This is a genomic window from Streptomyces sp. XD-27 (assembly GCF_030553055.1).
Classification (GTDB): Bacteria; Actinomycetota; Actinomycetes; order Streptomycetales; family Streptomycetaceae; genus Streptomyces.
Map to the genome: position 1 here is coordinate 1,951,094 of NZ_CP130713.1, position 24,713 is coordinate 1,975,806.

A 24,713-nucleotide genomic window follows, 5' to 3' on the forward strand; every position below is an offset into this window, starting at 1 on the left:
GCGGTCCCGGCGCGCCTCCTGGCCTCCTCTGACCCGCATTCATCCGATCGTGTGAGCACAGGCCAAGGGCGGCGGACGGGCCGCCGGGGCCCCGCCCCGACCTCGTGGTTCCCGGTGCCGGGGCCCCGCCGCACCGCCCCGGCCCTCCGGCCGCCCGCGGCGGTGTCGTACGGCGGTCGTACAGTGGCTGGTGGCGCGAAAGGTCGCCATGGCCGCCGCCATGGCGGCGAACGAGGTTCGAAGAGGAGCTGCCGTGAGTGAGCTGCGCTTTGTCCACCTGGGTTTCGGGGCGGACGCCGTCGACTACCAGGAGGCGTGGCAGGAGCAGCGCCGGGTGCACGCGGCCCGCTTCGCGGACGAGGTCCCGGACACGTGCCTGCTGCTGGAGCACACCCCGGTGTATACGGCCGGACGGCGCACGGAGGACAGCGAGCGCCCCCTTGACGGCACCCCGGTGGTGGACGTGGACCGCGGCGGGAAGATCACCTGGCACGGCCCGGGCCAGCTCGTCGGCTATCCGATCCTCAAGCTGCCGCGCCCGGTGGACGTCATCGCGCACGTACGCCGCCTCGAAGAGGCCATGATCCGCACCTTCGCGGAGTTCGGCCTGGAGACCACCCGGGTGGAGGGCCGCAGCGGGGTGTGGGTGCTCGGCGATCCGGTCGAGCAGCGTCCGGCGCTCGGGGGCCTGAACCTGGACTTCGACCCCCGGCTGACGGACGAGGAGTTCGACGCGCGGCTGCACGGCCCGGAGTACGCCCCGTCCAACGCCGGGCAGCGCCGCGAGGACCGCAAGCTGGCGGCGATCGGGGTGCGGATCGCCAAGGGCGTGTCCATGCACGGCTTCTCGATCAACTGCGAGCCGGACAACACCGTGTTCGACAAGATCGTGCCGTGCGGGATCCGCGACGCGGGCGTGACGTCGCTCTCCAACGAGCTGGGCCGCCGGATCCCGGTGGCCGAGGTCCTCCCGGTGATCGAGAAGCATCTGCGGGAGGTCCTGGAGTCGGCGGTCCCGCTGCCGCGGGCGGTGTGAGGTGCGCTCCCGACCGGCGCGCTGCGGCGGGCCGTACCGGGGCGGCGGGAATGCGCCCGCGTAGGCACCGGTTGCCCTGGGCGTAAAAGCGTATGAATCACGGGCGTACCCTGGTGTGCGCCGAGGAATCGAAGTCATAGGGAGCCGGACGTGGCCGCTGTCGCACCCGACGGACGCAAGATGCTGCGCCTGGAGGTCCGGAACAGCCAGACCCCCATCGAGCGCAAGCCCGAGTGGATCAAGACCCGGGCGAAGATGGGCCCCGAGTACACCGAGCTGCACGGCCTGGTGAAGCGCGAGGGCCTGCACACGGTGTGCCAGGAGGCGGGCTGTCCGAACATCTACGAGTGCTGGGAGGACCGCGAGGCGACGTTCCTCATCGGCGGCGACCAGTGCACCCGGCGCTGCGACTTCTGCCAGATCGACACCGGCAAGCCGCAGGCGCTGGACCGCGACGAGCCGCGCCGGGTGGCCGAGTCCGTGCAGCAGATGGAGCTGAAGTACGCCACGATCACCGGTGTCGCCCGTGACGACCTGGAGGACGGCGGCGCCTGGCTGTACGCGGAGACGGTCCGGCAGATCCACGCGGCGATGCCGGACACCGGCGTCGAGCTGCTGATCCCCGACTTCAACGCGGTGCCCGAGCAGCTCGCCGAGGTCTTCTCCTCCCGCCCCGAGGTGCTCGCGCACAACGTCGAGACGGTGCCGCGGATCTTCAAGCGCATCCGCCCCGGCTTCCGCTACGAGCGCTCGCTGGAGGTCATCACGCGGGCCCGCGAGGCGGGGCTGGTCACCAAGTCCAACCTGATCCTCGGCATGGGCGAGGAGCGCGAGGAGATCAGCCAGGCGCTCCAGGACCTGTACGACGCGGGCTGCGAGCTCATCACGATCACGCAGTACCTGCGCCCGTCCGTCCGCCACCACCCCATCGAGCGCTGGGTCAAGCCCCAGGAGTTCGTGGAGCTGAAGGAGGAGGCCGAGGAAATCGGGTACGCGGGCGTCATGTCGGGCCCGCTGGTCCGCTCCTCGTACCGCGCCGGTCGCCTGTACCAGCAGGCGATCGAGCAGCGCCGGGCCGACGGCTCCGCGGGGCCGGACGAGACGGAGATCACCCGTCAGGCGGTGTGAACACCCGCACAGGCAGGCCGCGCGGCCCGTACGGCTCCCCAGGTGGGGGCGGGCGTACGGGCCGCGCCGGCGTTTCATCGGCGTTTGACCAGCCGGTCACGCACTGGTAACACCTTTGGGTAACGATTGAGGCACGCCCTGAGCACGCGCCGAGCGTGCTCCCGCCAGCCGCTCCCGAGGGGGATACCGCCATGCAGGCCGCGCCTGTACGCCCGCCGTCCGTCACCGAAGCGCTGCTGATGATCGAGGGCCTGCTGTTCGGCCGCGGGCAGCGCACCGCCCGCCGGAACGCGTGGACCGCGGTGCTGGAGGACCGGCGCCGCGCGAAGGACCGCCGCGAGGCGCAGTACGTCCTGGAGACCGCGTCCGACAGGACTCCGCAGGCCACGTAAACTTCGCTACATGGCGAGGCAGGAATCTTCCGAGAACCCGGGGCGACTGAAGCAGATCGCCCTGACCTACAAGATGACCAAGAAGGTCGACAAGAAGGTCGGCCTGGTGGTCGCGGCCGTCGGCATCGTCGTCTTCGGCGCCTTCCTCGCGTTCGGCCTGTGGATCGATCACCCGATCTACCTGGGCATTCTCGGCTTCGTCCTGGCCTTCCTGGCGATGGCGATCGTCTTTGGACGACGGGCTGAGCGGGCGGCCTTCGGACAGCTGGAGGGCCAGCCCGGCGCCGCTGCGGCGGTGCTGGAGAACGTGGGCCGCGGCTGGTCGGTCTCCCCGGCCGTCGCGATGAACCGCAACCAGGACGTGGTGCACCGGGCCGTGGGCAAGGCGGGCATCGTGCTGGTCGCCGAGGGCAACCCGAACCGCTGCAAGGGGCTGCTGGCCGCCGAGAAGAAGCGGATGGCGCGCATCGTCACCGACGTCCCGGTGCACGACATCATCGTCGGCACCGACGAGGGCCAAGTCCCGATCAAGAAGCTGCGCACCACGCTGCTGAAGCTGCCGCGGGTGCTCCCGGGCGCGCAGGTGACGGTCGTCAACGACCGGCTGCGGGCGCTGGGCGACCTGATGAAGAACATGCCGATTCCGAAGGGCCCGCTGCCGAAGGGCGCACGGATCCCGAAGGGCATGCGGGGCCGCTGAGGCTCACCGACACAGACAGAACAGACAGAAGCGGCCCGGAACCAGCAGGTTCCGGGCCGCTTCTGTCATGTCTGTCGTCATGCCTGTCGTGCGCCTGCGGTTGTCATGGCCCTCATGTGGATGCGGTCAGATCCGCACCTGAATGGCCCCGGAGAGCCGGTCGTGCAGACCGCGGGTGTCGCGGTCCCAGACGACCGCGGGGACGACCAGCAGGAGGAGCACGCCTCGGAGCAGCACGCGGGGCAGCGACAGCCGGTCCCCCCGGTCGCCGATGACGCGCAGCCGCAGCAGCAGCTTGCCGGGCGTCGAGCCGACCGTACCGACGGTCAGGACGCTGAGCACGAAGAAGACGCCGACGGCCCAGTTGCCGACGGACTGCGCGTCGCCGCCGCGGGCGACGAGCCCGTACGAGACGAGCATGCACAGCCCCCAGTCGACGAGGATGGCCGCGATGCGCCGCCCGGGCGGGGCCATCGAGCCCGGCCCGTCCTGGGGCAGCCCGAGCCGCTCACCCCGGTAACCGAAGTCGACGCCCATCTCCTCGGCGGCCGCGCGCGGCCCGGAGAGCCACGATCCGATTGCTTGCCTCTTGTCCACCAGACCACGGTATGCGACCGCATACGTTCCCTGCCGGGCGGGGCGCCGGAACCGCCCGGCGCCCCGGCCCGAGAGGGCCCGACGGTGGCGCGCCAGGACGACCGGGACGGTGCGACACTGGGAGGAGATACCGCCCGCACCCTGCCCGACCAGCGAGGACGGTCCCTCGGGCGCGAGCGCGGCACGCGACCCCGAAAGGCTCACACAAAGCCGTCCCCACCCCCGCACTCCGGTTAACCTCGGCGAAACAAACGGGTCATGCTCGGGAAATCCCGGCTCCCTAATGTCGGCCCCAGCGCGCCACCGCACATGGACTGCGCCATCGAAGCAACCCCGACCCCCCGCGGCCGGGCCTAGGAGGAGTTGGATGTTCCAGAACGCCGACGACGCTCGGAAGTTCATCAAGGACAACGACGTCAAGTTCATCGACGTCCGGTTCTGCGACCTTCCCGGTGTCATGCAGCACTTCACAGTCCCGGTGGAGTCGTTCGACCCGGACGAGGAGCTGGCGTTCGACGGCTCGTCCATCCGCGGCTTCCAGGCGATCCACGAGTCCGACATGGCGCTCCGCGCGGACCTGTCGACGGCCCGTCTGGACCCGTTCCGCCAGGAGAAGCACCTCAACATCAACTTCTTCATCCACGACCCGATCACGGGCGAGCAGTACAGCCGTGACCCGCGGAACATCGCGAAGAAGGCCGAGGCGTACCTCGCGTCCACCGGCATCGCGGACACCGCGTACTTCGGTCCGGAGGCGGAGTTCTACGTCTTCGACAGCGTGCGCTTCCAGACCAGCGCGAACGAGGGCTTCTACCACATCGACTCCGAGGCCGGCGCCTGGAACACCGGCGCGCGGGAGGACAACCGCGGCTACAAGGTCCGCTACAAGGGCGGTTACTTCCCGGCCCCGCCGGTCGACCACTTCGCCGACCTGCGCGCCGAGATCTCCCTGGAGCTGAACAAGGCCGGCCTGCAGGTCGAGCGCCAGCACCACGAGGTGGGCACGGCGGGCCAGGCGGAGATCAACTACAAGTTCAACACCCTGCTGGCCGCCGCCGACGACCTGATGCTCTTCAAGTACATCGTGAAGAACGTCGCCTGGCGCAACGGCAAGACCGCGACCTTCATGCCGAAGCCGATCTTCGGTGACAACGGCTCGGGCATGCACGTCCACCAGTCCCTCTGGTCGAACGGCGACCCGCTGTTCTACGACGAGCAGGGCTACGCGGGCCTGTCGGACACCGCCCGCTACTACATCGGCGGCATCCTCAAGCACGCCCCCTCGCTCCTGGCCTTCACCAACCCGACGGTGAACTCCTACCACCGCCTGGTCCCCGGCTTCGAGGCCCCGGTCAACCTGGTGTACTCGCAGCGCAACCGCTCGGCCGCGATGCGTATCCCGATCACCGGCTCCAACCCGAAGGCCAAGCGCGTCGAGTTCCGCGCCCCGGACCCGTCCTCCAACCCGTACCTGGCCTTCTCGGCCCTCCTCCTCGCGGGCCTGGACGGCATCAAGAACAAGATCGAGCCGGCCGAGCCGATCGACAAGGACCTCTACGAGCTCGCCCCCGAAGAGCACGCCGGCGTCCCCCAGGTCCCGACCTCCCTCCCGGCCGTCCTGGACGCCCTGGAGGAGGACAACGAGTACCTGCAGGCGGGCGGCGTCTTCACCACGGACCTGATCGAGACCTGGATCGACTACAAGCGCTCGAACGAGATCGCCCCGATCCAGCTCCGCCCGCACCCGCACGAGTTCGAGCTGTACTTCGACATCTAAAGAGCGCGGTCGGGTGACCTGGGCGGAAGCCCTGGAAACAGGCTGTGACCTGCGAAAACTCTTCTCAGCAGTTCTCGCTGATCGCCCTTGCTTTCCACCCCCTTGTGCACCCCGTGTGCACCGCCCGGCCAATTCTCTGACTTGATGTCAGGAATGACAGCGAAGGCCACTACCCGGCATCCGGGGTAGTGGCCTTCGCTGCTAGATCCACTCCGAGACGAGTACCTTGCTCATCGACCACCGCAAGAGGATCAAATGACGCGAGGTGGGGTCTGAGCTGCGGCTTTGCCGCGAAGCCCCTGCGGGCGAGGGCAAACTATGCTCGGCAGTTCTCGCTGGTCCGCAGTGTTTTTCGGTGCGTTGCGTTGTACCTGAATGTGCCCGCTGGGGGCGTCCAGGGCGGATGGCCGCCCGACCCCTGGCCACGACCGGCTATAGCTTCGGGCGCATAGCCCACCGGGCACTACGGGCAGGATTCCTCGAACTTCACGGCCGTCAGAGTGACAGGCTGGCCTGTCAGGTTCGCCCCCGCTTGCGGCTCCTGGCCACAGACCTTCCAGTTCGACTCGACCAAGATGTTCCGGTCTTGACCGGAGGCGTCTTTAACCGTGAGGCTCGTCGAGGGATCCAGCGCTTCGCGTGCGACCGTCACCGACTTCCCTTGGAAGTCCGGCATCTTCGCGCCAGCCTTCCGCTGCTCAGTGCTGTCCGTGGCCGGGCAGTTCTCCTCAAGCTTCACAGCGCCGAGGTCGATTTGCACATCTGTCGGCTGCTGCCCGAGCTTAGGCTTCTGGAAACAGACCTTCCAGTTGCGATCGAGGATCTGGTTCCGCCCCCGGCCGAGCGAGTCGTGCGACGTAAGCACTGAGAAGCCAGCAGCCTGGGCGGCGTCCTGAGCACTCTGCAACCCTTTGCCCACTAGATTGGGCAGCTCAGCCGTCCTCGCCTTTTCAGTGGGGCTGGGCGCACCGGGGCTCTTGGTCTCGGTCTTCTCTGGGGTGCCATTGGAGTCGTCACCTCCGCATGCGGTGAGCGAGAGAAGCACAACGACACTGATGACGGCGGTGGCGGCGCGGCTTCGCATGGAGTGATAGTTGCAATGCCGACGTGCGCCCTGGATACATACACAGCCGTACGTGTCTGATTCGTTACATAGCGTTCGCTACCCAGGGGGAGTCCAGCCTGAACGCCCTGGCTGGCCCGTCGTGGATGCCCATACGGTGACGCCCATGACTGGTCTTCCCGTTCCCGCTCCCCAGGCGTGCGTCCGCGTGAAGATGAACATCGGCGCCTGCGGGCTGTACGCGCATATCGTCGCGGACTTCGAACCGCCGGCCTGGACGGCAGGCTGGAATTGCTCAATGCCGTACCGGAGGCGCGGCTGCCCACGGAGTACCTTCCGGCCTTGCGCGCGGCCTGCTGAAGGGGCTCGACTGGGTGGCGGCCGCCGTACTGCTCACAGACGGCAGCTACCACGAGGTGGACTCCTCCGAGTTCGGGTACAAGATCGCTGGACAGCAGGCGGCCCGGGCTGCGCTCATTGGCGCTGGGCTGCTGCAGTCGGAGGAGGCAGACACGCTGCGCTGGGCGACTTGGCCAGGTCGGCGCCGGCCGTGGCCTGGCCGCCGTCCGTCCGGCTGCTCACGTCCATCTAGGTAGCCGCACCCAAGCGGAGCACTCCGCCCTCCGCCTGACTCCAGCTTGGAGAGGTCACAGTCGGTACGGTGCCCACCATGGCTCCGCTGCTACGGTGAACGCCCCCCTGGCGATCAGTTCACAGCGGCACTCTCCAGCACCAGATCAACCACCGGCGGTTCGCCCCGTTCCGCGGACTCGGCGATGCCGACGAGGAAAGCCGAACGACTACGGTCCACCGCGATGAGAGTCAGGCGAAGGTGGCCTGTGGCCTCCTCACAGCCAGGCTTCACTGCCACCGTGTGCGCCGACCGACCACTCACCTTCGTCGCCCGGGACTCCACGATCGTCGAGCTTCCGTCGTGGCAGAAGATCTCCGCGTTCGTCCGGGCCTTCTGCTCCGCCTCCCGCTTGAGGGCGTGCTCCGGTACGGCCCCGTACCGCCCAGCGAGAACCATTCCGCCTCCCTCACCGCCCAGATGCTTCCCGGCAAGCGAGGAGGTGTAGTGGTCGCTCGGTTCGCCCTTGCGGTGCCTCCAGCCCTCAGGTATCGCGTACGAGACTCCGGCAGCCTCGTCCGTCACCCGCGGCCGCCCTGCCAACGGCGCGCTGTCCTCGTCACGCATCAGCAACCACCCGCCGACGAGCACGAGCGCCAACACCGCCACCACACCAGCCACCGCCCCACGCCGCCGCGGCCGCCCGGGTGCAACCGGCGACGGAGGCGGATCCCCAACTGCGCTGGGCGAATGCGGCGGCGGGCCAGCAGGAGATGGCATCGTCATGCCCCTAGCATCCTGACCTCGTCCGCCCCGGTCCTGAGCACTCCTACTCAGACCGCTACTTAGCTTCACCCATCGGTGGAGCATCTGAATGTTCCGAGTTTTGCGCGCTCCTCACCCCGGACAGGAGCCACGGTGACGGTCCAGGCTGAACGTGGCCGACTGGTGGCCGCCCGCGTGTGGCATGCCTGCGTTTACCAGTTACTTCCAAGTGAAACCATCGCACGCAATGCTTACGTAGTCGCGGGGGCTCTTCACGTGCATGAACTGCACCGTCCAGTCGCCCGGGTCGTTGCTCAGGGGAATGCCTTCGTCCGCGACCTTCTTCCCCTTGAACCAGTCGGTGAAGTCGTCCGGGTAGGTCAGCTGCGCCTCGCCGGGTGAACCGGGAAGGTCATATAGATTGATGGGTTTGCTGGTGTAGCCCACATTTAGACTCTGCTGAGCGGCTCCGCCACCGAAGTCAAAGGGCTTCCCGGTATCCGCGTCGATCTCGTGCGGGGGTTTGACAGCGACGGACACGTAGTACGTCCTGGCTGTCTCCACAGGCGGGTACTTATCCCGGAAGGTGATGTACACCCTGCGGGAATTCGGGTCCGGCTCGACAGAGGTAAGCAGATCGCCTCCGTCAAACCGCTCCTCAGGCGGCAGGTTGCATTTCCCTCCCGTCGCCTCGGCTGGGTCAGCGGTCCAGTAATCGCGCGAGATCTTCACGTCGCCGTCGATATGAGCTGGTGGGCTCTTCTTCTTCGGCGTGTTGGTGGACTCGCCCGTCGGGCTCGTCGCAGTCGGCGGCTTCCTGTCGTCGCCTTTCCTTGCTGCGCCTTGCCCGCCACGATCGTCATCGGCCAGCCCCTGGACGAGGAGCACCGCGACCACACCTAGCGCGGCAGCACCGAGCCCAGCCGATGTACCCCACAGCCATATGCGCCGCTTCGGGGCCCCTGGTGCGGACACCTGCGTCGGGGTGTAGGGGTACAGCGGGGGCGCCGACGACAGACCGGTCTGGGTGACGGCATCAGCCGACCCGAAGCCGGGAGCCGTCGGTGGTCTGCCTTCGGATTGCGATGCTGACGGAATCTGGGGTATTGGTTCGGCAAGTGCAACGAGGGCGGCGTAGGTAACGTCCTCTGCCAAGGCTGACCGCACAGAGCAGCGTGCAACGACGTCTTGCAGCCCTGGCCGCGCAGTCGGGTCTTTAGCCACACACGCCTGGATCAGCTCCGCAAGCGGCGCCTCCAGACCGGCCACGTCAATGTCCTCGTGAACCGCGCGGTAGCTGACGCCAGCTGCCTCGCCGCTGCCGAACGGAGGCCGCCCAGTAGCGGCGTATGCCATGGTGGCGCCGAGTGCGAAGACGTCCGCCGCCGGCCCTACCTCGTTACGCAGCAGCACTTCAGGGGCAGTGAAACCAGGCGTTCCCGGCGCATATCCCGTCTCGGTAAGGGCGGCCTGCCCGATACCGCGCGCGATACCGAAGTCGATGAGCTGAGGGCCCTGGGCCGAGAGGATCACGTTCTGCGGCTTGAGGTCCCGATGAGTAACGCCATACGCGTGAACCGCCGCGAGCCCCTCCGCCAAAGCGGCGAACACACTGCGACAGGCTTCCACCGGCAACGGGCCCCGCATGCCGACCGCCTTGCTCAGGGTCGGGCCCGACACATACTCGGTTGCCAGCCAGTAAGGGGCCACATCCAGGGATGCGTCGATCAGGCTTGCGGTGTAGGCACTGCGCACCGCCCGCACCGTCTCAACCTCACGCCGGAACCGGGCGAGCGCGCCGGGGTGGTCGATGATCTCGTCCCGGATCACCTTGATCGCCACCAGGCGACCACCCGGGGAACGGCCGAGATACACCTGCCCCATGCCGCCCGCTCCCAGGCGCCCCATCAGGACGTAATTTCCTATGCGTTCAGGATCATGAGGTCGGAGAGCGTCCATGCGACCGATCCTAAGCGGTCGTTTCTGACGGCTGACCATGCTCTTCAACAGGTCGTGGCGGCGCCTTGCCGAGCGCCTGTTGCCGGATGGCTGAGGGTCCTGTTTCGGCGGGTGGTGTCGCCGACAGAGGACATTGGTAACGCGAACGACGCCTCCACGCAGCGGAGCCGCAGTCACGCCCCGTCATACACCCAATCCCGGCCGGACTGCCGGTACTCCTCCACGGGGATCGGGGCGACCCCGGTTCGCATGCGGGCGGTGTACAGCAGCCCGTCGAGGTGGTCGATCTCGTGGTGGACGAGGCGGGCGAGGCCGCGTTCGTACGCGGTGGTCACGGTGTCGCCGGTCAGGGCCGTGGTCTCCACCGTGATCTTCAGGGGGCGGGGTACGAGGCCGCGGACGTCGAAGAAGCTGAGGCAACCCTCGTACTGCTCGTCCGTCTCGTCGGAGCGTGCGGTGATCCGCGGGTTGAGCAGGATGATGGCGGGGGCGTCGCCGGGTGGCTGGACGACGGCGGCGGCGCGTCCGATGCCGGTCTGGGGGGCCGCGATGCCCATGCCCTTGGCGAAGGGGTGGACCTGGCCGATCCGCTCCATGGCGGCGAACAGCTCGTCCGTGATGCGCTCGGCCTGGTCGCGCTCGGCGGGCAGGTCGAAGGCGCGGGCCGGTTCGGCGAGGATGCCGGCGCCGTGCTGGACGACGCCGAGGTCTCGCATCTGCTGGCTGGGCCGCACGTCCATCACATGAACTCCCCTTGATCCGTGTTGCGTTCGGGCCGTGCCCGGAACCGCCACTCCAGACGGTACCGAGCGTGTAGGGCGGGCGTGGTCGTGATCCACGTGAATTGCCGGAGCTCACCGTCGTCACTGCGTACGGGCGGGGTCCGCAGCGGGGAGGCTTCGGCGGTCATGGAAGTCTCGGTGCCCCACACGACCGGGTCGAGGGCTGCGGGGAAGGCGAGCTGGACTTCGAGTTGCTCGGTGGGCAGGCGTACCGCCCGCTGGAACCAATGGCCCCACTTGTCGTCGCCGACGGTGTAGGCGTACTCGATCCACACGGACTCGCCTGGGTAGAGCGGGAAGCGGCCGTGTTCGTTGTCGAACAGCAGCCAGACTTCCTTGAAGGCGTCGCGGTCGTGCTTGGCCTGCCAGTGCATCGTCTCGCCCCGGCAGGTGGCGGTGAGGTCGAGTTCGCCCCAGGTCAGCGGGTGGGCGCGGTAGTGGGCGTTGGACCGCTCGGGGTCGCCTGGGTAGCGGTCGACGGAGATGCGGATCAGGTAGCGGGTCACCGGCTCGGTACCGGTGTTCCGCAGCAGCCGCCGCATGGTGAGCCGGTAGGAACGGCCGTCGTACTGGAGGCGGGCAGCATCGTGTTCGACCACGAGGGCGGAGCCGGTCGCGTACGGCTGCTCGGGCCTGCGCGGGGTCGGCGGGGCTACGGGAGGACGCCGGACCCGCGCCTCCCTGGCCTTGGCTTGCTCGTAGTCGCACCAGCGTCTCCAGATCGCCTTCCCGGCGTTCAGGGCATCGTCGGCGAGCCGTGCGAACTCCTCGCTGGGCTTGTGGCGGCCGGACTCCATGTGGCTGACGTACGACGGGTCGAAGCCCATGGCCCGCGCCAACGCGCGCTTGGACATGCCGCGCACTTCCCGCCACCGCGCCACCTCGGCGGCGAAGTGCTCGGCCGCCTGCTCGACGGTGATCTCCTCGTCCTGCGTGCCCATCGAAGCCCCGCCCCGCGTCATCGTTGGTGAGCATGAATGAACCGTGAGTGATCCCAGTTCATCATCCCGTCACGGCCAGCGTCGCCGTTTTCCTTCCCTCACCGACCCGGATCGACCCGTCCGGGCAGATGAGGGAGGCGACGCGCCATGCGGGTGCTGTACCTGCTGAACATCTCCAACCCCGATCGGCTGTCTGCGGACTCCGGGTGGATCTTCGCGGACTTGCTCGCGCCGGCCTTGGCAGACGCCGGGGCGGAAGTGACCGTCGCGGCTCCGGCTCCGGCTGGGGACGCCCGCTGTGGCTTCCACCGGACGAAGGTGCCGGGGACGAAGTACCGGGCCCGGTTCTCGACGGACATTGACGAGCTGGTGGCGCTCATTCAGGCCGAGCAGCCGGACGCGGTTGTGGCCAATCAGATCGAGCAGGCCCCGGCTGTCCGCACCGCCTTGCTGGAGGCCGGATCGAACGCGCTGCTGGCCGGGTTCTGCCACTACCTGCCGTTCTCGTTCGCTGACGGCGGTCAGCTCCTGCTCGACCCGTCCCTTGACGACGCAGGGCTGGGGCGGCCGGTGCTGCTGGCGTTCGCTGCCGGGCTGGCCGCGTGCGACCGGGTGATGGTCCACTCCTCCACGGCCGCGTCCTGGACCTCGGCCGCCGCCGCCCGCATGGCCGTGGAGCTCGGCGACCGTCTGCGCGTGGTGCCAGCCCCACGGGACGAGCGCCTAGTGCGCGCCCCCGCCACCGTTCGCAGCGGACCCGAGACTGGGGCGATCGGGGTCTATAACCACCGGCTGTACGCGCACTACGGCACCGAGCAGTTCGTGGATCTCGCCCGGGAGCTGGTGGCCTCCGGCACCATCCGGCTGCGGGTCATGGACCTGTTCGGCACACGCCGGGCCGAGCGCACGGGCCTGGACGACAGCCCCGAGAAGATGCGCGACCAGCTCGCCGCCCTACCGCACGTCCAGGTTGTCTCCGACCGAGGCGACCGCGTCCGCTACAAGAGCCTGGTGGCCGGCGCCCGCTTCGGCATCGCCCCGTTCAGGCCCGGCTGCCCCTGGTCCATGAGCGTGATCGACTGCCAGGGCATGGGCCTACCGGTCATCTCCCCGCGCCTGGGCTGGCTCGCCGAGCACATCGATCCCGAGCTGTGCTTCACCACCTCGGCCGAGGCCGTGGCCTTGGCCGAGCGGCTGGCCACGGACGACGAGTTCCACGCCGTGCACGCCAAGCGCGCCCACGCCTCCACCGCCGACTTCGCCCCCGCCGTGGTCGCCGCCCGCTACCTGGAGGCCATCTCGTGACCGAGTACGACGCGGTCTTCCTCTCCTACGACGAGCCGATGGCCAACTCCCTCCACGCCCGCACGCAGCGAACGCTCGGCGGCTCGGTCAAGCGCCTGCACGGCGTGCACGGGATGCGCCGGGCCTTCCGGCTGTGCGCCGAGGTCGTCGACCGCGAGCAGTTCTTCCTCGCCGATGGCGACTTCGCCATCGACACCGGCTTCGACCCGGCCGCCGTCGAACCGCTGGACGAGGGCGTGTCCATGCGGGTGTGGCGAGCGGTCAATCCGGTCAACGGCCTGTCCTATGGCTACGGCGGGCTGAAGCTGATCCGCCGCAGTGCTCTGCGCGAGATGGGCGATGCCGTGGACGTGCTCGCGGCCCTGCCCGGCCGCATCGAGTTCGCTCAGGCGACCGCCGGGATCACGCGGTTCAACCAAAGTCCCTTCCATGCCTGGAAGGCAGGTTTCCGCGAGTGCGCGATGCTCGCCCGCGGCAGCGAGTACGGGATGGCCGACGACGACGCCCGCCAGCGGGTGGAGGCATGGACGTCCAGCAGGGACGGGGAGTTCGCCACCTACGCCGCCGCCGGAGCCCGCGAAGGCATCGCCTTCACCCGCGAAGCAGCACGCGATGCGAAGCAGTTCGACCACCTCAACGACCCAACGTGGCTGTGTGCCCGGTTCACCACCGCCCACGGTGACCAGGCGGTGTCCGGATGACCGGCCGGCTCGTGCTCATCGAGCCGTACGCCGACCGCTTGGGCGGGCATCACCAGCGCACGCTGGTGGCGCTCGCCCGGTCCCGGCCCGGCAGTCTGGTCATCACCCCGCATGGGGTCGCCCGCGACACGGTTACGGCACTGCGCAAGGCTGGCGCCCGGCTGGTGACCGCACCGTCTGGGTTGCCGGGGGCCGTGCTGCTGGCCGCCTCCTGCCTCGCGGCTGGAATCTCCACGGCCGAGCAGCGGGTGTTCCGCTCACGCCGCTGGCCCCGCGTCCTGCGGCGGCTGCCGCACCAGGTCACCCTGGTCGCCCGGTGCCTTGCGGAGGCGTCCGCGCTGCGGACCGCCCGCCGTCTGGAGCCCGGAGCCGAGGCAGTGGTGATCCTGACCGCGAGCGAGGCCCTGCACGGGGCCGCCGCCCTCCTTGGTGGCCAGCCGCACCTACGGTTCATCCACGAACAGGTCACCACCGAGGACGCCGTGGTGCGGCTACTCGGCCGACTGGCCCGCCGGGGCGAGCGCCGCGTCCTCGCGGTCTACCCGACACCGGCTGTCGCCGATGAGTTTGCCGCGGCCTTCCCTCACCTGCCTGCGGTGGTACGTGCCTTCGCGGTCGACGACGGCCACCGTCTCACCGACGCCGAACGCGAAGGCGGCCGGGCGGCCTTCGGCATCCCCGCAGTCGAAGCCGTGGTGTGCCTGGTGGGCGGCTGGTGGCCGTACAAGGACATCGCCACCGTCGACGCCGCGCTGGCCCGCTTGAAGGAGCCGCTGCACCTCATAGTCGTAGGCGCCCCGCTCGACGAGGCCGTGCTGGACCGGTGGCGAGCACTGCCAGCTCTCCGCCTGCATACCGTGCCCGGTCCCGTCGCCGAATCGGTGCTGCGCCTGGTGTACGCCGCCGCCGACGCTGCCCTGGTTGCCCGGCAGCCCGCTGTCGGCAAGGAATCCGGGCTCGTGATGGACGCCGTCCGCCTCAGCGTCCCCCTGATCGTCTCCGGCCACGACCCCGCCCTCACCGCCCGCCTTCGCGGCCAGCCCTGGGCCCTGACCTTCCCCGCCGGTGACCCCGACGGCCTCGCCGACGCCCTGCACGCCGTCGTCCGTCAGCCGCTCCCACGGCCCGGTCCCGAGGCGCCCCACCTGCTGGGTATGTGGACCGCCGCCGAGCAAGCCGACTTCCTCACCCACACCTTCGCCCCACTGCGTACGAAGGAGTCCCCATGCTGAGTACGTCCCCTGCCCTGATCGCCGTCATCGGCCCCGTAGAACCGGCCCTGCTGACTGCCTGGACCGCCCACTACCGTGCACTGGGCATCGAGGACTTCCACCTCGCCTTCCACTTCCCCGACCACGTCCCCCACGCGTGGCAGCACCAGCTCCTTGCCACCAGCCGCGACCTCGGCATCGTCCCCACGAAGATCAGCACCGGACCGTGGCACGAGCACACCAACACCGAGCTCCGCGATGCCCTGCGCGAGCAGGCAGGGCCCGGCTGGCACCTTCTCGCCGACTCCGACGAGTTCCACACCTACCCCGCCCCGTTCGCCGAGGTGACCGCCGCCGCCGGAAAGGCCGGTCGGCAGGTGGTGGGCGGTTTGATGCTCGACCGCGTCGCCGCGGACGGCCGCCTGGCCCACTGGCGGCCCGAGACCGGCCTGGACCGCGCCTTCCCGCTCGGCGGCCACCTCACCCACCGCCTCCTGCACGGCGACCCGCGCAAGATCGTCCTCGCCCGATCCGGGGTGCCGGTGGCCTCCGGCAACCACCGGGCCCTGGGCCACAAGCCGGATCCGGACATGCTGGCCTGCGTCCACCACTTCAAGTGGCGCATGGGCGTCCTGGACGACCTCCAGCGGCGAGTCGACAGGTTCACCGCCGGCGACTGGGCCGAGCACACCCCGGCTGTGCGGGAGGAGGCCGGCCGCCTGCTTGATCACATCGACCGCCACCACGGCCGCATCGACGTGGCCGATCCCCGTCTGGCCTTCCGCCGTGCCACCCTCGACCGGATGCCGACCGGCTGGACGGCCGAAGCCCGCACCATCACCGCTCGCTGGCACCCCCATGGCGCAACCAGCCGGTAGCCCATCCAGATCGGCCAGATCGGCCAGAATGGGCACCTGGGCACCTGTGCACCGGCAGGAAGGGAACCGAACGTGAACACCGCCGCACCGCTGGCCGTGCTGCTGGTCGGCATCACCGGCTCCGGCAAGACGACCGTCGCCCAGGCCCTGGCCGAGCGCAGCATGATCCGCCTCTCCGTGGACGAGGAGGTCCACCGCCTCCACGGCCGCTACGGCATCGACTACCCCGAGCACACCTACTTCGAGCGCGAACGTCCCGTGGTCGAGGCGATCCGGGAACGGTTCGTCAAGGAGCTGGAAGCCGGACACGACGTCGTTCTGGATCACGGGCTGTGGCGCCGTAACGAGCGTGACGCCTGGAGGCGGGCCGCCCGCGAAGCGGGCGGCCACCCCTCGTGATCTACCTACCGGTCGACCGGGAGGAACTGTTGCGGCGCCTCGCCGAACGCAACCAGCGCGAGCACGCCAACGCCCTCACTGTCACGCCGGAAGCCCTCGACGACTTCTTCGCCCGCTTCGACCCTCCGGAAGACGACGAAGAAGTGATCGTCTACACCGGAGATCTGGGAAGGCTCGTGACGGCTCTGTCCGCGACCAGGCAGCGCTGAGCAGACCCGTGATCGCTATCGGCGTCGGCCGCGTTCCGCAGACCGTTCGCCCACCGTCGTAGGCGCAGGCTGCGGTGCCTGCGCGATGGGCCGGGTGCTGCGGACGCTTTGCCTGCGTGCTGCCTGTGCGCGCCTGTTCGGCTGGGCGGTGATGCGCCAGTTGAGGACTTCGGCGGGGCGCTCGGCTGTGTCGAGTTCTCGTCGGGCGGCTACTTCGGCCAGGAGGTGGCGGGGGTTGCGGCCGGCGGTTTCGGCGCGGGCGAGGGTGGTGGTCAAGGCGGGCCAGGCCGGGTCGGCGAGGATGCGGTCCGCCTGGTCGGGGATGGTGGCGCGGAGATCCTGCTCGAAGCGGTGGGCAGTTGTGGCGCGCGGGGCGCGGCGGGCGAGGTCCGCCAAGACCGGCTCGGCGGCCTGGCGGTAGTTGGCTTGGAGGTGGCGGACGGCCTGTTCGGCTGCGGCTGCCTGCTGTTCGTGGCCGTGCTGTGCGTGCCAGTGGGCGGCGGCGCGGGCCAGGTGGAGGGCGGCGAAGACCAGGGCGATGGCGAGTCCGCCCGGAAGGTTGGGGGCGTAGGTGAGTTCCTTGGCGGCTTGGCACAGCTCGGTGGCGGCTTGGTGGTCGGCCCGGATCGCTGAGCGGCGTGCCCGGTTGAACGCCTGGGCCGCTGCTTGCAGCTCGGCCTGGTGCGGGCTGTGTGTGGCGCGGGCCAGGTTGTGCAGGGTGTCGCCGAAGGCTTCCAGGTGGCCCTGGGCCACGGCGTCGTCGCCCGCATCGAGAACGGTGCGGGCCGTGTGCACGGCGGATTCGGTTCGGCGCCACGAGTCGGCCGGGTCCGCCACCGGTTGCGGACGGTCGGCCACCTCCTGGGTGGGGAGGCGTTCGCGTAGGCGGATGTAGGACAGGTCGGGGGCCAGGCTGGATCCGCCATACCAGATGGTGTCGCCGGGTGCGGCCAGGCTGTAGCCCGTCACCTCACCGCTCTCGGGACCGATGCGAGGCTTGACCTGGATACCGAGCGAGCCCAGGACGGTGAAGTAGTCGTCCATACTCCGCACAGCGGCGGCGACCGCGTACGCCTGCTCGCGCAGCCACTCCCGCGTGGCCTTCTCCTGACCCTGACGTTCGACCTTGGCGCGTTCGGCGCCGGTGGGCGTCTTGGGCTCGGTGAGGTCACCTGACTTGAGGCGGCGCAGCCCGAACTCGGCCTCGATCTTGCGGCACTCGGCCTGGGCGCGCTGCCCGTCGCGGTTCGTGCGCGGACGGCGGCCGTCGGCACGGACGGTGGTGGCCATGATGTGGATGTGGTCGTCCGCGTGGCGTACCGCGATCCACCGGCACGCCTTCTCGTCGCCCTCGGGCGCGATGCCGGTGGCCGCCACGACGCGGCGGGCGACCTCGGCCCACTCGGCATCGGTCAGGTAGCGGTCACCAGGAGCGGTGCGCACCGGACAGTGCCACACGTGCTGGGGCGGCTTCTTGCCGCCCAGCTCGCGGGTGCGCAGGTCGACGTGGTGGTCCAGGCGCTTGGCGAGCTGGGTGTACGTGGCGTTAGCGTCGCGGCCGGGGTCGGGGGCGCCGGTCATGTCCCAGGCGGCGACGATGTGTGGGTCGGTGTGCTCGTCCCGACGGCCAGGACCGAAGAGGTAGGCGACCAGCCCGCGGGTGTCGGAGCCGGTGGAGACATCAGGCACCATGGCTGGCCCCTTCCGCCAGGAGCTGGTCGATCAGCCCGTAACTGGCCTCGGCGGCCTGCTCGATGCGGTCAAGGAGAACCTCGGCTCGCTCGGGTATCGCGCCGGAGTGGATGGCGCTCATGATCTGGTTGAGGTTGGTGCCGATCCGGTTCAGCGCCTTGGTGTGTGCCTCGATGGCCTCCACCAGCGGGCGGATCGGGTCGTCCTCTGGGCTGCCGACCATGCCCGCCTTGCCGAGCGCGACCGCGAGGGCGGCGTCGCCGACGAACCCGGCGAACTTCTGACCGCGCTGCTTGGCTGCGGCGGTGACGATACGGACGGCGGTCGGGGTGAAGCGGATGGTCTTGTCCTGGTCGCGCTTCTCGCTGGTGCGCTTGCGGTTCATCAGCGCGGGCAGCACCGGGGCGTCGGGCTCACGCCACGAGGGCTGCTCGACGGGCGGCGCGCTGTCTGCGCTGTCGGTGGACGGCTCATCGTGCGCGGCGACGGAGTCGGCGACGGGCTGCTCGGCACTGTCGGCGTAGGGCGCGGTGGCGGGCTCGCCCACCTCCTCCTCCGGCTCGGGTGCCCGCTGGCGCCCGGCCCCCTCCTCGCCACCCCAGGGGCGGGGGCAAGCGCGGACGAAGCCTCGTTAGAGGCTCGTTCGCTCCAGCTTGCTGCTGTTCGTCGGCCCGGGCCGAACCATCCCCTGCGGCGGGAGAAGGCGGAGTTGGTGTCGTTCTCAGTGTGCATGGTGTGTCCGGTGGTGAGGGGGGTGGGGCTGTGTCACGTCCGTCGCATGCGTCGCATGCCTGGTCAGCGCAGGTACGGACACGAGCCCAGGTACGGAGAAGTGCGTCCCGGCGAGAAAGTCCGTCCCCGCGCTGACCTGCGCGGGGACGGTTGCGACGCAGTAATACGGACTACGCCCCTGGTGGGATCAGAGAGTTCGCTGCGGCCCGGTGGGGCCACCGGGCGGACCGATGGGCAGCGAACCCGCCGGGGCGGCGGGCGGCTTGCCCTGGGCCGGGCGGGCAGGCGCGACGCCGTGTGCGGGCTCGGGTGCCGCCTCGACGAGGTCGGGGCAGTTACGGGCCCAGGCATCGAGGAACCGGTTGCGCATGTACGCCTTGGCCTGCCTGCCCTTGTCGAACCGATAGTTGGCCGAGCCGATGTTGAAGTCCCGCAGCAGGTTGCCCAGGTGGTAGGCGTTCAGCCCCTTGGTGCCGTACTCCGCCCACGGGGCGTCGGCGTCCTGGATCAGGGCGGCGACCAGGTCCTGGGTGGCCAGGGCCTCGGGATTGTCCGCCTGCCCGAAGATCCGGTGGATGTCGCGCAGCAGCCGCGTCTTCAGGCTGCTCTGCTCGTCCTGGACCGCCTCGTGCCGGGTCATCGCCACGCACGCGGCGCGAGCGCGTGCGGGCCAGTGACCGCCAGCCAGGTCAGCAATGATGACCAGCGGCTCCCAGGTGTCCGCCGCCCGGTCCTCCACCGGCATCTGCGGCACCATGCGAGCAGCCTGACCGCCCAGCGGAGTCAGCCAGGCGGCCAGCCGGTCGCACAGCGCGTGGAGTTCGGGCACGGAGTACCGCGACCGGAAGGGGGTGGCCTTCTCGCCCATCTTGCGCTTCTGCATCCGCAGCACGACCGCCCGATCCATGATCGTGTCCGGCAGGTCGCCGATCCCCGCGATCGCGGCCATGGCGAAAGTCGGGTACGGGGTCGGCTTGTGTTCCGGCCCGGAGATGCACCAGGCGGGCCGGTTGCGCTGGTGGTCCGCATTGAGCAGGCCGCGCAGGTCCTCCTTGTCGCCCGCCTTGGGGCCGAAGATGGTGTCGGCCTCGTCCACCAGCAGAGTGGGCGGGTTCTTGCCGATGACGCGGAAGATGACCGCCGGTGAGGTGTTCACCGTCATCATCGGCTGATGCACGGTCTCGTGCAGCACGTCCAGGACGCGGGACTTGCCGCAGCCCTTCGTCGGCCTCACCACCGCCAGGCGCGGCGCGTGCTGCAGAGCGGTCTGGATGTGGGGCACCGCCGCCCACAAGGTGAGCGCGGTCAGCGCCTCCTCGCTCGGCAGCACCACATACTTGCCGATCACCGCCCGGAACTCATCCAGCAGGACGGCTCCCTCACCGGAAGTCTGCTCTGCGTGGTCCGCCGGTCCGGACGGCTCTCCCGGACCGGTCCGCGGGCCTTGGTCCGGTCCGTCAACCTGCTCCGGTGGCTGGAGGCTGGTCCGCTCACCGGCAGGGATGCCAGTCTGATCCCGGTCGTGCGGACCGGGATCCGCCGGCTGGTCCGTGCCCCTGCGCACCAGCGGACCAGCGGGAGCGGACCGCTTCACCTCATGCGGACCATCCTGGTCCGCAGCATGTGATCCGATCCGTACGCCGCCGACCTGTGCTTCCTCCACAAGTGTGGGTATCCGGTCAGGCGCCGGGATTCCGGTCAGTGCGCCTTGGGCCGACCGGTCCGCGACTGCCGCACGCTGCGGACCAGCCTGCGGACCAGAGCTGTCCGGCGCGTGCGGTCCGGCGGACCGGTCGTCGTCGTGGTCCGCATCGCGCGGACCAAACCCTTGGCCGGGCACCGCCACCGGCGGCCAGACCACCTTGGCTTGGCCTCCGAGTCGGCGGAGGCGAGGGATGCACTCGAAGTACGCGAGGACGTAGTGTCCTCCATAGACGTTCCTCTCTGGTGAGGGACCAGGCGGGCAAGGCCCGGCCCCTCACCGGCTCGTTCGTTCAGGGATGGGCGATCAGTTGGGGAATCTCCGGCCCTTGGCGGTGGCTCACCGAGGGCCGCTTCGCTGCCCGCGCCAGGTGCGGGGACAGGCCGTGAGGCCGTACGACGTCTGGGCGTCCAGCCATGCGTCGACCTCCTGCCAGCGGTAGCGCAGGTGGCGGCCGACCTTGTGGACCTGGGGGCCGGTACGGCGGTGCCGCCACTGGTAGAGGGTCTTCACCGGCACACCGAGGTAGGCGGCAACCTCCTCCGGCGTGGCGAGCGGATCGCGGCCAGCGCGATCGGACGCGGTGGCACTGCGGAGGGTTCGGGGCATGGGACTCCTTCACGGGGCATGGGTCGGGGACATGATGGCCACAGGTTTCGCGACGCATCCAGCGGCATTTTGCGAGAAATACACGCCCACCAAACGGCGCCTCGCCGATTGGACCCATACCGTAAAAGGCGATCCCCGGTTGCCGAAGTCGCGCCGGAATTCGAGGGGAATCTGCCAGCTTTCCACCAGACCATCTCGACCACGTGCGGCACACCCGCCGAGGCCAAAGTACGAGGCCAGCACCCGTAGGGGCGCGTGCGTCGGGAGCCCCGGGACGCAGCGGCGTGGCACCGCACCACGGAAATTCGACTTCGCCGAACCGCCCACGCGAGCCCCTCAAATAGCCAGCGTCAGCAAGTTTTCTAGACCTCTTGAGTAAACCCTTGCCGCGGCCGCCAATTTCGAGTGACAGCTATCTGTCATGGCAACCCGACCCGTAAAAATAGGCCCCGCCGGAATCCACACCGCGCGCAACATCGAGCGCCTGCGACTGCTGCGCGGAATCTCCCAGCTCAGCCTCGCCGAACGCTGCACCGCCCTCGGCCGCCCCTGTCCAACACCGCCCTCAGCCGCACCGAACGCGCCCGCCACCACTGCGACGTCGACGACCTCGTCGCCATCGCCGCCGCCCTCGGCGTACCTCCGACTGCCCTACTGCCCCAGTGGACGGCTCACAGCGTCACCTCCCACTCCGCGGCCCAGACCCTCAACCCCACCCAGGGGGCCCTTCTTGGCTGAGCCGTATGACCGCTGGCACAAGAAGCGGCCTCAGCCCGGCGAGGAGGTATGCAAGGCCCACGGCAAGGTGCCGTCCCGTGAACGGACGTACCACCAGTACGAATCCCGCGTCCGCAACCACATCGTCGGGCCGCTGGGGGATCTCAAGCTGCGGCAGGTCAAGCCTTCCACGGTCCAGACCTGGATCAAGCGCCGGCTACAGGTGCTCGACGACACGACCGTCGGCCTGATCTTCACCCACCTGTCGTCGATCCTCGCCATGGCGGTGGACGACGACCTGATCCCGAAGAACCCGTGCGAGACCGGGTCGGTCAAGCGCGTGAAGCCCAGGCGGTCAAGAAGCCGGCCAAGGACGTGCCGCTCTCCTGAGAGCAGACGGACGACCTGCGCAAGCACCTGGACGACCGGTACCAGGCCACGGTCGACTGCGGCCGTGGGCTCGGGGTGCGGCAGGGCGAGATATTCGGCTTCAGCCCGGATGACATGGACTGGTCGGATGACGACAAGACCGTCCACATCTGCCGCCAGATCACGCATCACCGAGGCACGCTCGTCTTCGCGCCGCCCAAGGGCGGCACCAAGGACGATCCGAAGGACCGCTACGTCCCTCTCGACGAGGACTTGGCGAGGCTGCTGCGCGAGCACATGCGGGAGTTCCCTCCGGTTGAGGTCACGCTGCCGTGGCTGGAGAAGGACGGCGAGCTGGTCACCGTGCGCCTCATGTTCACCACACGCGAGCGCAAGGCGCTCAACAAGAACTACTTCAACTCCCTCTGGAAGGCGGCCCTTGAGGCGATCGGCGCCATCGAGGCGATGAACGACAAGCCGACCGGCAAGGGCCGCAGGTGGGAGCCCTGCCGGGACAAGATGATGCACGCCCTTCGGCACCTCTTCGCCTCGGAGGCGATCAACGAGGGTGTAGACGTCTACACGCTCGCCGACCTGCTCGGTCACGAGGATCCAGCGTTCACGCTGCGCCGGTACGTGCATCGCGTCAAGGGCGCGGTGGAGAAGGCTCGAAAGGCGATCGGCAAGCGCTACTAGCGATCTGTTGGAGGTAGGCAGGTCGCCGCTGCCGGGGCGACGACATACCTACGGTAAGTTGCAGCCCTACACTACGCACCGGAAGAGTCTTCATCATCGGGCGGGACGTCACCGGGGATGCTGACGCCCTCGGCACTTCCCTGTACCAGGTCCAGGGCTGGCCGGTAGAGAAAAGGTACCCAGAACTGCATCTGCGCACGTTTCTCGAAGAACCCGATGTCGACCAGCCGGAGCGCTGCTGCCTTCGCCTCGTCCTGTGGGCACTCCCAGATCGCAGCGAGGCTTTGTACGCTGTGATTGGTCTTGTGGCCCTCCAGCGCCGACATGAACCGCTTGAGATCCGGGTGCTCAGCATAGAGCGTCTTGGTCAGCCGGGTCTCGGAGACCGCGGGCAGTGCGCCTTTGAGAGAGCTACCGTCAAACAGGACATCGCCAACCGGCTCGTCTTCGCCAACCTCCTGACGTCGCAGCTGGACGCCACGAGCCTCGGTGAGCAGGTGGATGAGCTCGCGCGGCGCAGTGCGCTTGGTGCCGTCACTAGTCCGGGACAGGCACCAGTCGAATGTCTTTGGTTTGTTCGGGCCGTTCTCGACCTGCTCGGGATACACCCTTTGGAAGAGGTCCTCCTGCCCGGCAACCGAAGCGACCCCGTCCTGCGTCGCGCCGTAGAAGTCACGCAGCGTCTTGTTGCGGACCAAGCGCTGTGTGACCAGTTGTAGAAGGGCCGCCCTATCCCAACGCAGCGTCAGCTCCCGCGTGATGTGGCTGGCCTCACGGAATCCACTAGCGGTGATGGCCTTCCAGATGTCGCTGCGCAGGAAGATCTTCAGCCTGATCCGGTCGATGTTCCCAAGGTCCAGGTAGACCTTGAACAGCGCGCGCAGCGCCTGCTGCTCCAGGTGCGGCTTGCCGGCGAATGCCACATCCAGCCGGTCCAGCAGTAGCCACAACTGCAGCCCCTCGTCTTCTAGGGCCTGTCCCGCCGTGGCCAGTAGCTCGTCGACGTGCATCGCCCCCTTGGAGCGCTGCACGTCGTCCGGCTCGGTGAACCGGATGCGGGTGCCGAGGTCTACGACCCCGGCTACCGAGACGCTTGGCTCAATCTCGCTGAACATCCTGCGCACGTAGGCCGCAGCATTAGCTAGCTTCTGCCGGAGCGACACATTGCGTCCCGGAACCATCCCGGCGTCTGTTAGCGTCCGGACTACCAACTTGGCCGCAGGGCCCCGCAGGTCGTAATCTGCGAAGGTGTCGGCGATCACCGCCAAGAAGTAAACCTTCCACAGCCCGACGAACTGATCCTCATCGATGACGGCATTGGCCTCAAGTGTGGCGAACGCAGGCGAGCCCTGGGGTGATTCCGCCGGGCTGATCAGGATGTTGCGATCGAACAGCTGCGACTCGCGGGCTGCGAGGGTGGCGTAGATCGCACTCTTACCTGAGCCCTTGGGTCCGTAGACAATGTCAACCTTGTCCTGCCAGACCTGCTTCCACTGCTCGGTCTCCACGAAATACGAGGCCAGCTCGCCAGCCTCCTCCTCCGCGACCCGGGCACCGAAGGTCAGCTCCTTGAGTACCGTCTCCTTGATGGCGATCACCCCTCAGCGGCGGCTGTTGCTCCTGGAATGCTACCGGCCGGGCTCAACGCAACACCGTTAGTTGCTAAGACGTCGTCCCCCTTGGGCGTGGCGGCCAGCACCGCGCCCGAATGGGGTGCACCAGCAAGTCCCTCCCGGCGCGATGTGCACCGACTGTGCACCGGGCCACCCGTCAGCGACACGT

Annotated in this window: 24 protein-coding genes and 1 pseudogene; 14 read left to right on the forward strand and 11 right to left on the reverse strand. The window is 68.9% G+C overall.

All coding sequences use genetic code 11. From position 1 onward, the window contains the following. Positions 1-220 precede the first annotated feature (220 nt). From lipB to Q3Y56_RS08335, 4 genes are all read left to right on the forward strand, one after another. A complete protein-coding gene (gene lipB / locus Q3Y56_RS08320) occupies positions 221-1,036 on the forward strand; it encodes a lipoyl(octanoyl) transferase LipB (protein ID WP_304465517.1) in 816 nt (271 codons plus the stop codon). Positions 1,037-1,186: 150 nt separating this feature from the next. Beyond that, positions 1,187-2,164: a lipoyl synthase gene (gene lipA / locus Q3Y56_RS08325; protein WP_304461310.1), complete on the forward strand. Its 978-nt coding sequence runs from the start codon at positions 1,187-1,189 to the stop codon at positions 2,162-2,164. Between the two features lie 191 nt (positions 2,165-2,355). Beyond that, the gene (locus Q3Y56_RS08330) at positions 2,356-2,556 is read left to right on the forward strand and encodes a hypothetical protein (protein WP_304461311.1); all 201 of its coding nucleotides are present in this window, start codon (positions 2,356-2,358) and stop codon (positions 2,554-2,556) included. 10 nt (positions 2,557-2,566) lie between these two features. Further along, the gene (locus Q3Y56_RS08335) at positions 2,567-3,256 is read left to right on the forward strand and encodes a DUF4191 domain-containing protein (RefSeq protein ID WP_304461312.1); all 690 of its coding nucleotides are present in this window, start codon (positions 2,567-2,569) and stop codon (positions 3,254-3,256) included. Between the two features lie 126 nt (positions 3,257-3,382). On the opposite strand, the gene Q3Y56_RS08340 is transcribed toward Q3Y56_RS08335, so the two are convergent. Continuing rightward, on the reverse strand, positions 3,383-3,853 hold the full coding sequence (locus Q3Y56_RS08340) for an RDD family protein (protein ID WP_304461313.1): 471 nt from the start codon (positions 3,851-3,853) through the stop codon (positions 3,383-3,385). A gap of 367 nt (positions 3,854-4,220) precedes the next feature. Between Q3Y56_RS08340 and glnA the strand changes: the two genes are divergently transcribed. Continuing rightward, a complete protein-coding gene (gene glnA, locus Q3Y56_RS08345; protein ID WP_304461314.1) occupies positions 4,221-5,630 on the forward strand; it encodes a type I glutamate--ammonia ligase in 1,410 nt (469 codons plus the stop codon). Between the two features lie 463 nt (positions 5,631-6,093). Here glnA and Q3Y56_RS08350 read toward each other — a convergent pair whose 3' ends face one another. Continuing rightward, positions 6,094-6,714 (reverse strand): PASTA domain-containing protein, encoded by a 621-nt coding sequence (locus Q3Y56_RS08350; protein WP_304461315.1) that lies wholly within the window; start codon positions 6,712-6,714, stop codon positions 6,094-6,096. Positions 6,715-6,983: 269 nt separating this feature from the next. Here Q3Y56_RS08350 and Q3Y56_RS33385 point away from each other — a divergent pair, with 269 nt between their 5' ends. Then, complete coding sequence (locus Q3Y56_RS33385) at positions 6,984-7,289, forward strand: hypothetical protein (RefSeq protein WP_369696851.1); 306 nt, start codon at positions 6,984-6,986, stop codon at positions 7,287-7,289. Positions 7,290-7,399: 110 nt separating this feature from the next. Here Q3Y56_RS33385 and Q3Y56_RS08355 read toward each other — a convergent pair whose 3' ends face one another. The 4 genes from Q3Y56_RS08355 to Q3Y56_RS08370 form a co-directional block, all read right to left on the reverse strand. Continuing rightward, positions 7,400-7,945 (reverse strand): hypothetical protein, encoded by a 546-nt coding sequence (locus Q3Y56_RS08355; RefSeq protein WP_304461316.1) that lies wholly within the window; start codon positions 7,943-7,945, stop codon positions 7,400-7,402. A 303-nt stretch (positions 7,946-8,248) separates the two neighbouring features. Then, complete coding sequence (locus Q3Y56_RS08360) at positions 8,249-9,988, reverse strand: protein kinase (protein ID WP_304461317.1); 1,740 nt, start codon at positions 9,986-9,988, stop codon at positions 8,249-8,251. 173 nt (positions 9,989-10,161) lie between these two features. Next, positions 10,162-10,728 (reverse strand): peptide deformylase, encoded by a 567-nt coding sequence (locus Q3Y56_RS08365; RefSeq protein WP_304461318.1) that lies wholly within the window; start codon positions 10,726-10,728, stop codon positions 10,162-10,164. Continuing rightward, positions 10,728-11,711, reverse strand: coding sequence for a helix-turn-helix transcriptional regulator (locus Q3Y56_RS08370; RefSeq protein ID WP_304461319.1), 984 nt, complete (start codon positions 11,709-11,711; stop codon positions 10,728-10,730). The genes Q3Y56_RS08365 and Q3Y56_RS08370 overlap by 1 nt, the downstream gene beginning before the upstream one ends. A 147-nt stretch (positions 11,712-11,858) precedes the next feature. Here Q3Y56_RS08370 and Q3Y56_RS08375 point away from each other — a divergent pair, with 147 nt between their 5' ends. The 6 genes from Q3Y56_RS08375 to Q3Y56_RS08400 all read left to right on the forward strand — a co-directional run bounded on the left by Q3Y56_RS08375 (position 11,859) and on the right by Q3Y56_RS08400 (position 16,414). Beyond that, positions 11,859-13,016, forward strand: a complete 1,158-nt coding sequence (locus Q3Y56_RS08375) for a glycosyltransferase (RefSeq protein ID WP_304461320.1) — start codon at positions 11,859-11,861, stop codon at positions 13,014-13,016. After that, positions 13,013-13,717 (forward strand): hypothetical protein, encoded by a 705-nt coding sequence (locus Q3Y56_RS08380; protein ID WP_304461321.1) that lies wholly within the window; start codon positions 13,013-13,015, stop codon positions 13,715-13,717. Before Q3Y56_RS08375 ends, Q3Y56_RS08380 begins: the two co-directional genes overlap by 4 nt. Further along, positions 13,714-14,949, forward strand: coding sequence for a glycosyltransferase (locus tag Q3Y56_RS08385; protein ID WP_304461322.1), 1,236 nt, complete (start codon positions 13,714-13,716; stop codon positions 14,947-14,949). Before Q3Y56_RS08380 ends, Q3Y56_RS08385 begins: the two co-directional genes overlap by 4 nt. Then, the gene (locus Q3Y56_RS08390) at positions 14,943-15,806 is read left to right on the forward strand and encodes a glycosyltransferase family 2 protein (RefSeq protein ID WP_304461323.1); all 864 of its coding nucleotides are present in this window, start codon (positions 14,943-14,945) and stop codon (positions 15,804-15,806) included. Before Q3Y56_RS08385 ends, Q3Y56_RS08390 begins: the two co-directional genes overlap by 7 nt. 72 nt (positions 15,807-15,878) lie before the next feature. Beyond that, positions 15,879-16,205, forward strand: coding sequence for an ATP-binding protein (locus Q3Y56_RS08395; RefSeq protein ID WP_304461324.1), 327 nt, complete (start codon positions 15,879-15,881; stop codon positions 16,203-16,205). After that, positions 16,202-16,414 (forward strand): hypothetical protein, encoded by a 213-nt coding sequence (locus Q3Y56_RS08400; protein WP_304461325.1) that lies wholly within the window; start codon positions 16,202-16,204, stop codon positions 16,412-16,414. Before Q3Y56_RS08395 ends, Q3Y56_RS08400 begins: the two co-directional genes overlap by 4 nt. Positions 16,415-16,429: 15 nt before the next feature. Here Q3Y56_RS08400 and Q3Y56_RS08405 read toward each other — a convergent pair whose 3' ends face one another. The 4 genes from Q3Y56_RS08405 to Q3Y56_RS08420 all read right to left on the reverse strand — a co-directional run bounded on the left by Q3Y56_RS08405 (position 16,430) and on the right by Q3Y56_RS08420 (position 21,149). Further along, complete coding sequence (locus Q3Y56_RS08405) at positions 16,430-18,106, reverse strand: relaxase/mobilization nuclease domain-containing protein (protein ID WP_304461326.1); 1,677 nt, start codon at positions 18,104-18,106, stop codon at positions 16,430-16,432. After that, the gene (locus Q3Y56_RS08410) at positions 18,096-18,653 is read right to left on the reverse strand and encodes a hypothetical protein (RefSeq protein ID WP_304461327.1); all 558 of its coding nucleotides are present in this window, start codon (positions 18,651-18,653) and stop codon (positions 18,096-18,098) included. Before Q3Y56_RS08410 ends, Q3Y56_RS08405 begins: the two co-directional genes overlap by 11 nt. Before the next feature lie 372 nt (positions 18,654-19,025). Then, on the reverse strand, positions 19,026-20,207 hold the full coding sequence (locus tag Q3Y56_RS08415) for a DUF3631 domain-containing protein (RefSeq protein WP_304465518.1): 1,182 nt from the start codon (positions 20,205-20,207) through the stop codon (positions 19,026-19,028). Positions 20,208-20,879: 672 nt separating this feature from the next. Next, complete coding sequence (locus Q3Y56_RS08420; RefSeq protein ID WP_304461328.1) at positions 20,880-21,149, reverse strand: AlpA family transcriptional regulator; 270 nt, start codon at positions 21,147-21,149, stop codon at positions 20,880-20,882. A 421-nt stretch (positions 21,150-21,570) separates the two neighbouring features. Between Q3Y56_RS08420 and Q3Y56_RS08425 the strand changes: the two are divergent. Beyond that, positions 21,571-22,023 (forward strand): annotated as a pseudogene (locus Q3Y56_RS08425) (hypothetical protein); the annotation flags it as partial. Positions 22,024-22,331: 308 nt separating this feature from the next. After that, the gene (locus tag Q3Y56_RS08435) at positions 22,332-22,931 is read left to right on the forward strand and encodes a tyrosine-type recombinase/integrase (protein WP_304461329.1); all 600 of its coding nucleotides are present in this window, start codon (positions 22,332-22,334) and stop codon (positions 22,929-22,931) included. 71 nt (positions 22,932-23,002) lie between these two features. Here Q3Y56_RS08435 and Q3Y56_RS08440 read toward each other — a convergent pair whose 3' ends face one another. Continuing rightward, entirely contained in the window at positions 23,003-24,529 is a 1,527-nt protein-coding gene (locus Q3Y56_RS08440) for a P-loop ATPase, Sll1717 family (protein WP_304461330.1), read from the reverse strand. Positions 24,530-24,713 lie beyond the last annotated feature (184 nt).

Excerpts from the sequence above, each read along its gene's own strand:
- lipB (WP_304465517.1), top strand. The coding sequence starts at position 221 with ATGGCGGCGAACGAGGTTCGAAGAGGAGCTGCCGTGAGTGAGCTGCGC.
- Q3Y56_RS08365 (WP_304461318.1), bottom strand. The coding sequence starts at position 10,728 with ATGGACGTGCGGCCCAGCCAGCAGATGCGAGACCTCGGCGTCGTCCAG.
- Q3Y56_RS08375 (WP_304461320.1), top strand. The coding sequence starts at position 11,859 with ATGCGGGTGCTGTACCTGCTGAACATCTCCAACCCCGATCGGCTGTCT.
- Q3Y56_RS08360 (WP_304461317.1), bottom strand. The coding sequence starts at position 9,988 with ATGGACGCTCTCCGACCTCATGATCCTGAACGCATAGGAAATTACGTC.
- Q3Y56_RS08390 (WP_304461323.1), top strand. The coding sequence starts at position 14,943 with ATGCTGAGTACGTCCCCTGCCCTGATCGCCGTCATCGGCCCCGTAGAA.
- Q3Y56_RS08385 (WP_304461322.1), top strand. The coding sequence starts at position 13,714 with ATGACCGGCCGGCTCGTGCTCATCGAGCCGTACGCCGACCGCTTGGGC.
- glnA (WP_304461314.1), top strand. The coding sequence starts at position 4,221 with ATGTTCCAGAACGCCGACGACGCTCGGAAGTTCATCAAGGACAACGAC.
- Q3Y56_RS08405 (WP_304461326.1), bottom strand. The coding sequence starts at position 18,106 with ATGGTGCCTGATGTCTCCACCGGCTCCGACACCCGCGGGCTGGTCGCC.
- Q3Y56_RS08335 (WP_304461312.1), top strand. The coding sequence starts at position 2,567 with ATGGCGAGGCAGGAATCTTCCGAGAACCCGGGGCGACTGAAGCAGATC.
- Q3Y56_RS08370 (WP_304461319.1), bottom strand. The coding sequence starts at position 11,711 with ATGGGCACGCAGGACGAGGAGATCACCGTCGAGCAGGCGGCCGAGCAC.
- Q3Y56_RS08330 (WP_304461311.1), top strand. The coding sequence starts at position 2,356 with ATGCAGGCCGCGCCTGTACGCCCGCCGTCCGTCACCGAAGCGCTGCTG.
- Q3Y56_RS08350 (WP_304461315.1), bottom strand. The coding sequence starts at position 6,714 with ATGCGAAGCCGCGCCGCCACCGCCGTCATCAGTGTCGTTGTGCTTCTC.
- Q3Y56_RS08420 (WP_304461328.1), bottom strand. The coding sequence starts at position 21,149 with ATGCCCCGAACCCTCCGCAGTGCCACCGCGTCCGATCGCGCTGGCCGC.